Origin of the sequence: Corallococcus sp. AS-1-12 (assembly GCF_020036995.1) — a bacterium.
Taxonomy (GTDB): Bacteria; Myxococcota; Myxococcia; order Myxococcales; family Myxococcaceae; genus Corallococcus.
The window spans coordinates 369052-381581 of sequence record NZ_JAIQDD010000005.1 but is presented as its reverse complement, the minus strand read 5'-3'; the positions used below and the strand labels follow the sequence as shown (position 1 = coordinate 381581).

Annotated in this window: 5 protein-coding genes; all 5 read right to left on the bottom strand. The window is 73.0% G+C overall.

From position 1 onward, the window contains the following. A complete protein-coding gene (locus K8556_RS11230) occupies positions 1 to 438 on the bottom strand; it encodes a serine O-acetyltransferase (protein WP_223740031.1) in 438 nt (145 codons plus the stop codon). Then, the gene (locus K8556_RS11225) at positions 420 to 1613 is read right to left on the bottom strand and encodes a GNAT family N-acetyltransferase (protein WP_223740030.1); all 1194 of its coding nucleotides are present in this window, start codon (positions 1611 to 1613) and stop codon (positions 420 to 422) included. Before K8556_RS11225 ends, K8556_RS11230 begins: the two co-directional genes overlap by 19 nt. A gap of 35 nt (positions 1614 to 1648) precedes the next feature. After that, entirely contained in the window at positions 1649 to 6250 is a 4602-nt protein-coding gene (locus K8556_RS11220) for a hypothetical protein (protein WP_223740029.1), read from the bottom strand. A gap of 62 nt (positions 6251 to 6312) precedes the next feature. Continuing rightward, positions 6313 to 11487, bottom strand: a complete 5175-nt coding sequence (locus tag K8556_RS11215) for a hypothetical protein (protein WP_223740028.1) — start codon at positions 11485 to 11487, stop codon at positions 6313 to 6315. Between the two features lie 6 nt (positions 11488 to 11493). Next, complete coding sequence (locus K8556_RS11210) at positions 11494 to 12510, bottom strand: hypothetical protein (protein WP_223740027.1); 1017 nt, start codon at positions 12508 to 12510, stop codon at positions 11494 to 11496. Between the last annotated feature and the right edge of the window lie 20 nt (positions 12511 to 12530).

The window sequence follows — 12530 nt, the reverse complement described above, 5'->3', positions numbered from 1 at the left end:
TCACGTCCCCGTGGGCGGCGCCTGCCGCTTCAGCTCGCGCGCGGGAATCCCCGCCACGGTGGCCCCCGGCGCCACGTCCTCCATCACGATGGCGTTGGCGCCAATCTTCGCGCCGTCGCCAATCACCACCGGGCCCAGCACCTGCGCCCCCACGCCGATGAAGACGTCGCGGCCCACGCGCGGCACGCCGACGACGCCGGGCAGGGGCTCCAGGCTCACGTTCTGGGAGATGAAGCTCTTCTCTCCAATCTCCACGCCCGGCGCGATGATGACGCCGATGCCTCCGTAGCCCAGCTCCACCGAGGGGTGCAGCGTGGCCTTCCGGTCCACGTGGCTGTTGTGGATGCGGTCGCCCACCGTGGCCACCACGCTCGCGAGCCTCGGGAGCGCCTGGAGCCGCTTCGCGGCCCGGTAGAACGTCAGCGCCGTCGGACCCATCTGCCCACCATCCTTTTCGCCACCGGAGCCCAGCGGAACTTCGACCGGTGCAAGGTCTGTCCCATCCAGGTGTCCCGGTAGATGAACAACCAGTGGTGTTGCCGGACCTGCTTCGTCCACTCGCGCTTGTAGGGGGCGTCGTCCCCCAACAGGTCCAGCTCTCCCAGTCCCCTTCCAATGCAGTCCTGGATCAGCTCCTCCGTCAGCAGGTGCCCCGGGCTGACCTCCGCCAACGCCTCGTCGTAGCCCGGCTTCATCGCCAGATAGCGGCCGGCGTATTCCAGCCCGTACTGGAACGCGATGGGACGCGAGTCCAGCCTCAGGAAGTACAGCCCCAGCCAGCCGCGCTCCGCCGCCGTGCGCGCGAGCCCCGTGTAGAAGTCCCGGCGGTGCCGCGCCTGCGCGATGGCCGTGCCCTCCCGCGCCTTCCAGCCGCTCCGCTCCAGCGCGAAGGCCTCCTCCAGCTTCCCGTCCAGGCCCTCCACGCCGGACACGCGCTCCACCTCCACGCGGCCCTTCTCCTCCAGGCGCCTGCGCCTTCGCCGCAGCGGCTTCGCGTTGCTCCGGCCCTTCGTCCACGCCGCCACCGTGGAGGGCAACATCAGGTAGGGCGAGCGCGCGCTCGGCCACGCGCCGCAGGGCATCCCCGCGCCCCTCGCCGCCTGGAGCAGCTCCCACGCCGCGCCGCCCTCCGGCACGTCCGACAGCCGGAGCACCTCCCAGCTCGGGTCACCCAGCAGATGCGACAGGAAGGCCACCGCGGCGCGCCGGGGCTCGTCCGCCACCAGGTCGAAGCGGCACGAGTGCTTGTTCGTCAGCGACGACAACTGCCGCACCGGCACGCCGTACTGGTGGCCCTGCTCCTCCTGGAGCGCCAGCACCGCCACCAGCATGCCCAGCGCGTTCCTCGCCGTGAGGATGCGCAGGGCCGCGCCGGGCGCGAAGCTCGCCACCCAGCAGCGTACGAACTCGTGCCGGTGGAACACCTGGTCGTCCGCGCGCTTCACCAGCGCGTTCCACTCCACCTCCAATGCATCAAAGGCCGCGAGACTCCGGACCTCCTCCACGCACAGGGGCTCCACGCGCCCGCGCGGCAGGGGCTCCACCGCGCTGAGGCGGGGGAGGGAAGGGACGCGCTCCCCGAGCATCGCGTCCGTGATGGGGCTCTCCTCCATGAACATCGCTCCTCGGGTGTCTCGCTCGGGGGGACTCAGGACAGCGGCTCGCCTGCGTCATCCGCCGCTTCGGGGCCCAGCACGTCCGGTCCCTGTTTCTTCAGCGGCTCGTCACGCAGCAGCACGGGGCCGTCGAGTTTCGCCAGCGCGTTGGTGTCCAGGGGGACGTGATGCACCTGCACCGGGACCTTGGCGCCGGGGCGCTCCACCGTCGTCTTGAACACCACCTCCGCGGGGGCCGGCATGGCGGGCGTGGGCGCCTCCACCACCGGCGCCAGCTTCGGCTGCTTCTTGAGGCCGCGGAAGAGCCAGCCGCCCTTCTGGCGCTCGTACAGCTTGCGCGTCTCCACCGCCGCGCGCGCATGCGACACGCGGCCCGTCTCCAGGTCCTCCAGCAACATCTCGCTCAACCGGCGGCGCGTCACGCTGTCCAGGTAGTCGAAGACCTTCTCCAGCTTGCGCACCACCACCTGCGTGGCGCCGCCCGCCGCGGTGTGCGTCAGCGCCGAAATCTTCAGCTCGTGCCGAGCCCGCGCGCGCTCCGCCAGCTTGCGCAGCCGGTCCGCTTCGTCCGGCGACGCGGCCTTGCCGACGAGCCCCGGCAGCACCGTGCGCGCCAGGCCCGCGTCCACGAAGCCCGAGTCGTCGAACGTCTCCAGCGACTCCAGCGCCCGCCGCCGCGCCTCCACCGACGTGCCCTCCAGCGCCTTCAGCGCCGTCGTCACCCGGTCCAGCGCCATCCAGCGGTACACCCAGTCCAGGCCCGTGCCCTTGATGTTCTGCGCGCCCATGATGCTCACCTGCATCCCGGGCGCCACCGCGCGGGCGCACGCGTCCACCACCTGGTCGCCCGTCGCCTGCGAGTCGGACACCGGCACCAACTGCTCCAGCATCATGGCCCGGTACGCGTCGCGGAACTTCGCGTGGAACGCCTTCACGCGGCCCTGCGCGTCCGCCTCGCCCCGGGGCAGGAGCGCCTTCAGCCGCGCGTGCACCGCCATGCGGGCCAGCAGGTACAGCGCGTGCTCGCGCACCTCGTCCTTCGTCGCGGCCGTGAGCACCTCCGGCAGGGGCTGCGGTTGCACGCGCGTCGCCGGAGACAGCGCCTCGTCGATGAGCGGGCCCACCTCGCGCTCCAGCGCGCGGCGCACCTTCTCCACGCCCACCTCGTCGTCTCCGCCCTCCAGCGCCTTCTCCACCGCCGCCGTCAGGGCCAGCGTGGGCGTCGCATGGAGCCCGGCGCCGGCCGCGTACCGCTCCAGCCGGTCCAGGAACGTGGCCGTCGTGGGACGCGGCACCTTCAGCTTCGCCAGCTCCTTCGCGAGCCGCGCCTCCGCGCGGGCCTGGCCCTCGGGGCTCGCCACCTCCTCCGCGGCGACGACCTCCGTGCTCGACAGGTGCCGGTCCAACGCGTCGCGCACGTACTTCTGGAGGCCCTCCAGGTTCGTGCCGATGAGCACGTGCCGGTCCGCGGGCGCGTCCTCCACCATGATGCGCGCGAACACCTCCGAGCGCGACACGCGGTCCCAGCGGTTGTTGATGACCGTGATGACCGCGCGCTCCGGGTTCGCGTCCGGGTCCACGTCCCCCAGGCCCGTGCGGATCCAGTTGTTCATGAAGCCCGTGCGCTCGTTCGCCGAGTGCCCGTTGATGAACTGGAGCTGCCGCCCGCGCACCTTCGCCGGCGGGAAGACCTTCAACACGCCAATCTCGGGCTGCACGTGCTCGGCCATCAGCGCCAGCGCGTACGGCCTCGACACGCCGAGCTGCTCCGCCAGCGTCGCCACCAGCGCCATGTTGCGCGGGTGCTCGCGGTAGGGGAACAGGGCGAGGAACTCCTCCGGAATCAGCTCCGCCTCCCACCACGCGCTGTGCAGCAGCGTGGTGTCCTTCTCCTTCGCCGCCTGCTTGAAGAGGGGGAGGAAGTGGTCCTCCGTCGTCACCACCCGGCCGCCGTTGGGCATGAAGTTGGTGATGACGGACGCGACGTTGATGCCCGCGGGGCCCTGGATGTCCTCATGGTCCGGATAGGCGTTGGTCAGCGTGGCGAAGTCGTCCTTCATCCAGTCGTTCTGGAGCAGCTCGACGAAGTTGGGCTGCAGCGCCATGCACTCCCAGAGGAACACCTCCGTGCCCAGGCGCGCGCCCAGCTCCACCATGTCCTTCTGCTCCCAGATGGTGGCCTTGTCGTAGGGGCGGAAGATGAAGAACTCGGACGGCCCGGCGCCCGGGGCGCTGTGCACGAACATCGCCTCCGAGCCCGTCGTCTTCGCGAACACCTCGAAGCCCATGCCGGAGAAGAGCGCCGCCTTCAGGCGCTCCGTGCCGGACTTGCCGCGCGTGCCCCAGCCGCCGATGACGAGCGGGATCTTCTCCCGCGACTTCCGCACGTTCTGGCGCTTCACGTACGTGTCGCCCAGGAAGATGGAGAAGAGCGCCGCGGTGAAGAGGCCCAGCGCCGCGATGCCGTTGCCTCCCATGCCGAGGAAGTAGCCCTCGTTCTCCATGATGCGCTCGGTGAGGAGCGCCAGGAACCCGCTCTGCAGGCCCAGCAGCGCGGGCGTGTGCAGCGTGGACGCCGGCTTCGGCGCGGGCTCCGGCTCGTGGAAGAGCGTGGCGAGCGGAGCGGGGACCTGCTTGTGCTGACCGTACGGCGTGAAGCGCACCTGGACGCCCAGCTCGCGCTCCACCTGCTCCACGAAGCGGCGGCGCTCGCGGGGCTCCTCGCCTCCCAGCGAGTCCAGCCGCAGCGACGCGAGCCGCCGGTAGTCCTTGGACACCTTCAGCCGGTTCGTCAGCCGGCGCAGTCGCGAGGCGGGCGGCACCAGCACCGTCTCGCCGTGGCTGCTGAACAGGTGGACCTTGCCGTCCTTCGACAGCGGCAGGTCCAGCAGGTCATCCACCGTGGGCAGGTGCCGGCCCCAACTGCCCTGGCTCGCCACGTGGACGCGCTCGCCGGGGACCAGCGTCTCCGTGATTTCGTCCAGGTGGCCCGGGTGCGCGCGCAGCGTGCCGGACATCACGCGGCCGGTGGTGTGCAGGAACGCCTGGCGCTTGTTCGGCGCGGGGCGGCCCAGCTCGTGCCACACGCGCCACAGGCGGCGCTCCTGCCGGTCGCCGTGCCACAGCGTCAGCGTCTTGTCCGTGCGCTCTGCGTACAGGCCATGCCCGTCCTGCGACAGGTCCGCGAGGATGGCGCCCAGCCACGCGGGGCCCTCCGGCATCGGCGGCAGGTTCTCCGGCGCGGGCTGGAGCGGGATGCGCGTGCGGCTGCCCGGCCGGAGCTTGGAGACGCGGCCCGCGAGGAACGCCGTCCACGCCTGGCGCACGGGGTCCTTCACCCGGCGCAGCACCTGCGCCGCCGCGGCCGCGGCCTCCACCACCGGCCCGGTGGCGCCCGGCTGCGTCGTCAGCGATTCCACCGCGTCCAGCAGCGCCGCGTGCGCGGGGCCCAGGCCGGCGGCGCCCAGCGACTCCGCCAGCGCGGCGGAGCGCTCGCACGACACGCGCAGCACGAGCGGCGCGGTGTCACGGCCGAGCACGTCCACCAGCACCTGGAGGGCAGGGCCCTTCACCTTCGGGGCCGCGAGCGCCGCGTCCACCGCGGCCAGCACGGCGGCGGTGCGCACGCGCGGGCTCGGCTCGGACAGCGGCTGTCCCGCGACGGCCGGCACCTGCTCCAGGCCCGCCAGACGGCGCAGCAGCGGCTGTCCGTCCGGGCGCTGCGCGATGAGGGCGCACAGGCCCATGCGCACGTACTCGCTCGGGTCGTGGTGCGCGACCTCGGTGAGCAGCGGCATGCGGTGCTCTTCCGACAAGAGCGGCGCGCACTGCTCCAGCACCTGGCGGCGGAAGAGGAAGTCCTTCTCCGACGGGGCCTTCGCGCGCAGCCGCTGGCGCAGCAGGGCCAGGCCCGTGAGCGCGTCCACCGTGAGCAGCGCGCGCAGGGCCTCCGCCTGGAAGAACGGGCTCACGTCCTCCTGGCCCGCGAGGCTCGTCAGCGTGGGGCCCACTTCGGGCAGCGACGCGGCGACGCCCGGCACCGTCCGCGCGAGCTGCCGGAAGGCCTCCAGCGCGGCGAAGCGGTTCTGCGCCCGGGGCGCGTCCACGGCGCGGTCCAGGAGCTGCCTCGCCAGCGGCACGGCGGCGGGTTGCAGCTCCTGCGCGTGGGCCGTGCCCAGCACTCCCGTCAGCGCGCGGAGCGCCGTCTCTTCTTCAATCAGCAGCTTGTGGCGGCGCTTCTCCAGCCGCTCGCGCAGGGCGTCGAAGCCCATCCACCGGTCCAGGGCGCGCAGGTCCTCCTTGCGGTCCTTGCGGTCCTTCACCGTGGCCCGGATGTGCTCCACCAGCACCTGGCGGCGGGCGGCGTCGTCCTGCGCCTCATTGTGCTGACGGGTGAACTGGACGATCTCCGCGTGGACCGCGGCCAGCTCCGTCTCCAGGGCCTCCAGGGCCACGCCCAGCCACGGGGCCAGCCCGTCCAGTCCAGCGGGGCGAGGGCACGATTCCACCAGACGCTGGGCCAGGGCTTCGACCAGGGCCCCGCGCACGCGGCGGTGCAGCGGCGGCAGGGCTTCCAGCAGTTGGGACTCGAGAGGTTCGTTCGCCAGGTGCATGTCGCGGCCAGAGCTATTCATTGCTTGAGAAACCTGCCCGGTCCCCCCAGGCCCGCGTTCGGATCACGACAGCTCCCCCCTCCTCAAGGCTGCAAACGTCGTTCATCGAGCAGCTCTTCGAACTCCTCCTCGGTGGGCGTGACGTCCTGGAGCCCACGTCCACCCGTCCAATCCCACCGCGCTCCGAGTGAAAACATGTTCTGCATTCCGTACGGGCCGGAGAGGAAGGCGCGGTCCTCGGCGAAGAGCATCAGCCGGTTGCCGCCCTTGCCCATCCACACGTTCCAGTCCACGCGGCCCGACACGCGGTGGCGCAGGTAGGCCGTGGCGCGGTGATCATCCTGGAAGCGCTGCGACGCGCCGTAGCCCAGCTCCACGCGCGTGCCCTGGAGCTTGCCGCCCAGGAGCGCCGCCCAGCTCGCGTAGGCGCCCGCGTTGTCCACGGTGTAGACGTTCGCGTTGCTCACGGCGGACATGCCCAGCGTGGCCACGTGGTCCTGGAAGGGCTGCCAGCGCAGCGACAGCCGGGGCGACAGGCGCCGCGGGTGGTCCTTGCCGTAGAGCCAGTAGACGTTCTGGTCGTAGCGCGTGGCGTCCACCGCGCTGCCGCCCTGCATGGACTCCAGCGTCAGGCCCAGGCCGGGGATGAGGCCCACGTCCGGGGACAGGCGCACGTAGCGGTCCGCCGCCACGCGGCCTCGCGCGCTCCAGCGCATCGCGCCGTCGATGGTCTGCGAGAACACGGAGCCCTGCATGGACAGGCGCAGGTCGCCGGGCAGTTGATTCACATAGCCGGCCACGGTGCCGCCGAACACGGCGGACTGGTTCAGCGGGTAGCGCGCCTCGGGCGTGAAGCGCAGCCACGCGCGGCCCGGGGACAGCTCGCGGCGCAGGGAGAGGCGGACCTCCAGGCCCGTCTGGAGCGGGCGGTTGAGCAGCTCTCCTTCCTGCACGTCCTCGCTGCGGTAGCCCATCTCCGCGGACAGCATGCCCAGGCCGCCGGTGCGCGTTTCCGGAGGCATGCCCTCGGGCAGGAGCGACAGGCTGGGCGGCAGCGCGGGCCAGGGCAGGGGCTCCAGGCCCGTGGTGCCCTGGGCCCACGACGGGGCCGCGAGCGCGCTCGGATCCGAGGCGACACCCAGTTGCACCTGCACCAGGGCTTCACCGGCGGGCGACTCCAGGCTCACGCGGTGCGGGCCGCGCGAGGGCAGCAGCAGCCACGTCTCGCCCATGCGGCCCAGCGGCTGGGACGCGCCCTGGAGGCCGGGGTCGGCGTCCTCGGGCAGGCCCAGGTGCATGAGTGGGCCTTCCTCCGCGCTGGAGCCGCCGGTGCCGTCACCGGCGGGCAGCGGCGTGCTGCGCAGGAGCAGCTCGCGGCCCGCGGCGGGGGCGAGGGCGGTGGCGCGCACGCGCAGGGCGGTGGGGCCCAGCACGGTCATCACCACCGGCGCGCCCGGACGGCTGCGCAGGAGGGAGAGGGGCTGCGGGGCGGCCACGACGCGGGCGTTGGCGGTGGCCTCCTCGGACTCCACGAAGCGCACCAGGCCGGTCTGCTGCGTTTCGGCGCGCGCCATCACCACTTCCACCTGGTGGCGGCCGGGGACGTCCAGGCGCGTGCCCAGGATGGCGGTCTCGCCCTCGGCGACCTGGAGTTCACGCACCACGCGGCCGTCCACGCGGAGCGCGAAGGCGCAGGTGCCGGCGGCGTCCACGCCCGGACGCGGGGTGGTGCCGCAGAGAACCTCCGCGCCGAGGGGCCGGGGCTGCTTCACCACCAGGCTCATGACGCGCGAAGCACCGGCGGGCAGCAGCTTCGCCTCCGACAGCTTCCACGGGGGAGCGAGCAGCGCCTTGCGCACGGACATGGCGACGTCCTCGTCGTCCGTGCCGGCCTCTGAAGTGGCGACGAGCGAGCCCGCGGTCTCCTCCGCGTCGCGAAGTCCTTCCCAGCGGGTCCAGCGGCCCGCGGTGAAGCGCATGCGGCGGACATCCGGGTGATCCGCCCAGGCCTGGAGCTGGCTCGCGAGCGCCGCGCCCAGGGGAGCACCGCCGTCCTTCCACGCCTGCGGCGAGTCCTGAAGCCGTTCCAGCATGCCGAGCGCTTCCAGGCCCACCTGGGGCAGGCCCGTCTCGCGGTACAGCGCCGCCATGGCCAGCGCACCCGCCGCGTCCTCACCCGAGGCGGACAGCAGCCGGGCCCGGAGGTAGCGGCCCGCGAGGCTCTTGTCTCCCGACACCGCTGAGAGCGCCGCGGCCGTGTGGCCTTCGCGAACCTGCGCGCTGAGCGCGGCGAGCGACGTGTTGCCCTGCGCGGCCGTGCCGCTGTTGCTCGCTGAGGTGCTTGTGGCAGCGAGCGAACCATTGCCCTGCGCGTCCGTGCTGCCGTTACGTGCCGAGGTGCTTGTGGCAGCGAGCGAACCATTGCCCTGCGCGCCCGTGCCGCTGTTGCGCGCCGAGGCGCTGGTGGCCGTGAGCTTCGCGCTGCCCGTGTCCAACGCCGGGAAGGCAGGTGACACCAGCGTGGGCTGGGTGATGGCCTGTGCGAAGCGCACCGTGCGCGGGGCCGCCTGCGACAGGCGGTCCATCAGCGCCAGCAGGCGCCGCTGCTGCTCCGGCGTCAGCTTCGCCTGCGCGTCCAGCAGCCGGCCCACGTCCGCGCGGGCGAAGCCGTCCTCCTGAAGAGATGAGAGCAGCTCGGCGCGTGCGAGGCGCGGCTCCACTTCATCCGGCCCCGTGCGCAGCGCTCGGGAGAGCGCCTGGAGCGTCTCGTACGCCGTGCCCGCCTGCGGCTGCTGCGGCAGGGCAGGGGGCTCCTCGGACGTGGCGACCTCCGCGCGGCGCACCGACAGCGAGACGGCGAGCTGTGCCTTCGGGTCCTCGGGCTCGAACCACACCTCGCGCGCCTGCGCGGGCAGTGTCACCACGGCTGAGACCGGCGCGGATGACGTGCCCTTCGCTCCGTCCAGCGCGACGTGCCGCGGGCTGGCGGCCGTGGGCATCAGCACCAGCCTGCGCGGATGGCCCACGTCCGTGTTCATGCGCACCACGAGCGGCTTTCCCGGCGTGGCATTCAACGGACGCAGTTGCACACGCACCGGCGACGGCAGCTTCGCGTCCGGCACCCGGAAGCGCACCGCCTTCTTCTCCACCTTCACCGGCCACTGCGAGCGCACGTAGCCCACTTCGCCCGGCGTCGCCTCTGCCTTCGCGGGCGCGAGCGACAGGAACGCGCGCGTGCCCTCCACGCCCTCCAGCTTCAGGGCGTGCTCACCCGGCGGCAGGGCAATCTCCACCGGCTCCACCGCCGACAGCGGCAGCAGCGGGAAGGCGTTGCTACCCACACGCAGCACCGGATTCACCTTCGCGCCCGGCGGCGTCATCACGTAGGCGCGCAGCAGGGGGGGAGCCTCGGCGAGCCCCGTGGCCCGCACGTGCGTGGTGCCGCCCGCGGCCAGCGGCCACAGCGCGCTGCCCGTCATCGACGCGTCCGCCTCCAGGCCCTGGAGGTCCAGCCAGTGCGAAACCTTCACTTCGGTCCCGTCGTCGCGGGGCGCGGGCGTCACCTGCGACCAGCGGCTCGCGCGCCACCATGCGGTGCGGTAGCCGCGGCGGATGTCCTCCGACAGCGGATCCGCGCGCCACGCCAGCTCCAGCGCGGCCAGCTCGCGGCTGCGCAGCGGGTCGCCCAGCGGCAGGCGGGCCACCAGCTCCGACGCCTCGGCGGTGAGGAAGCCCGCTTCCGGCAGCGCGGGCGCGGTGCCCAGGAGCGCGTGCGCCACGTCCGGCTTGTTCGCGTCCAGGAGCTTCTTCGCGGTGAGCAACCGCAGGTGCCACGCGAGCGGCGACGCATCCGCGCCCTTCAGCGCCTCCACCGCCACGTCCGTGTCGCCGTCGACCAGGGCCGCCATCACGGTCAGCAGCGGTGACAGGCCCTCCGTCTTGATGCGTCCGTACGTGCCGCGCGCCAGGTCCGGCATCAGCGCCACCAGCCGCTGGCGCAGCAGCGAAGGGCGGGCGGCGGGGTCCTGCTTCACCACCTCCCACGCCTTCTCCGCCAGCTCCGTCCAGTGCGTCTGGTGCGACAGCGCCTCGGACAGCGTGGGCCGGCGCGTGGCGACGCGCGCACGCAGCAGCGGCGCGGGGCCCTTCCAGCTCACCCGGTAGTTGTGCTTGCCCGGAGGCAGCGCCACGCGCATCTCCTCCGCGATGCCCACGCGCTCACCCGACGCGAGCACCCGCGCGGTGCGCCCGTCCGGCAGCGCCGCGCCCTCGGGCGCCTCCGCCCACGCGGGCTGCGGCGTGAGCTGCGCCTGCGCGAGCACCCCGCCCACGCCGTACACCTCCACCGTCGGCGCCTCGGCGGGCGAGCCGTTGCCCAGCACGGCGCGCGCCTCCAGTGACAGCACGCCCGGGCCCTCCATCTCCATCGCCCAGACCGAGCCCCTCCCCTCCGGGCGGACCCAGGGCGCGTCCATTCCGTCCAGCACCACCTCCGTGCCGGTGGGACGCGGGCGCTCCACGCGCACCGCCCGGCCGTAGAGCGGTGACACCAGCGCCCACTCGCGCAGCGCGGAGGCCTTGCGCCAGTCGCGCACCGCGGTCCGGAAGGCCGAGGACGCAGGCTCGTCCTTCACGAGCTCCGCCTCCAACGCCGCGTCCACGTCCAGCCGCGCGCGCGTGGCCGCGTCGAACGCCAGCGCCGGGCGCGGCCCCTTGCCGTCCACCCACTGGAGGAGCGCGTCCCGCATCCGCTCCTCGGTGCTCGCCGTGGACGTGTGCGTGGGCCGCTCCACCACGATGCGGGCGTTCTTCGTCGCCGTGACCCACCAGATGCTGCCGGCGCCCATGGGCTCCGCCAGGTACCAGCGGCCCGGACGCTCCGACACGCCCTCTTCCTCCACGCGCAGCTCGGGCGCTTCGCCGCCCTCCGACAAAGGCACGCGGGTGAAGCGCAGCGCCCCGGCGGGGCCGGTGACGCGCACCACGTCCAGCGGGCCCAGCCACACGGCCGCGCCCTTCTGGGACGTCACCTCCATCGCGCCCGTCACCTGCGGCACGCCGCCAGGCACATAGGGCGCGTGGCCCCGGAGGTCCTCCAGAGCCACCGGTCCCCGGATGGCGCGCGGCTGCCAGGTCATGCCCTCCTCACTGCGAGCGATGACGGACGGCTGGGAGACGGCGGGCTGCGCGATGACGGGCAGCGCCGCGAGCGCTCCCACGAGCAGGGTGTAACGGGCGCGGCGTCGAACAGGAAACATCGGCGCTCAGTCCTCCAAGGGTGCGAACAGAATCTGGGCCAGCAGGGCCAGACGCGCCGGGGTCACCAGCGCTTTGCGCGTACGGGATGACATTTCCAGGTGCAGGAAGCGGGCTTGCGGGTAGGCCTGGAGCAGACGCGCCTGCGCGTTCTGCGTCCCGCCGAGCACCTGCACCCCGGTCGGGAACAGCTTCACTCCTGGGCCGAGCGCCTCCTCCAGCGGTGCGGCCACCTTCCGGGCCCACATTCCGGGCCTGCGCGTCCCGTCGCTGATCACCGCGGCCAGCTTCTCCGTGCGGCCCTTCTGGACCTTGGATTCGCCGAAGCCGTGCAGTTGCACCACGCGCGGCGAGACGAGCTGCCGCGCGGCCAGGTCCGTCACGCTCTGGAAGAGGTGCTCCGGGTTGTGCGCGACGTCCGCGGGGTGCTCTGGATCCTCGGGCGTCTCACCGGGCGTGCCCTTGTAGCGGTGCGCGGTGGCGGTCATGAACAGGCGCGGCGCGCGGCCCTCCGGCGGGCAGGAGAAGAGGCTGGAGCCGATGTCCTCCGTGCCGATGTCGAAGTAGGGGTGGGGCACCTGCACCACGTCGTTCGTGGCTTCGCCCGTGCGAATCACATACGCGCCCGCGCCGTGGTAGCCGTCCGGCCGCTCCCGCAAGACCCAGAAGGTGTCGCGCGGCGTGGTCCACGTCTCCAGGAAGAAGCCCACGGACGCGGCCACGTTCGTCAGCTCCGGGGGCACGTCCTTCCGCTCCGGCGCGGCGGCCAGCAACGCGGGGATGAGCTTCGCGAACGCCGTCCGCTCCTCCAGCGTGGTGGGGTGGAACGTCACGGCGTCCGCGCGGGGCCACAGCCCGGAGAAGCGCGCGTCCACGCGGCACCCTGACTGCTCGGGCACGTTCACGGATGGATCCTCCTGGGGGACGCGCTCCGGCGCGGGCCGCGTGGCGCCCTTCGCGGGGATGGCTGTCTGGGCATGGGCATTCACGCCAGCGCCCAGCACGGACACGACTCCCGCGGCCACGAGCGGGCGCCACGACCCGG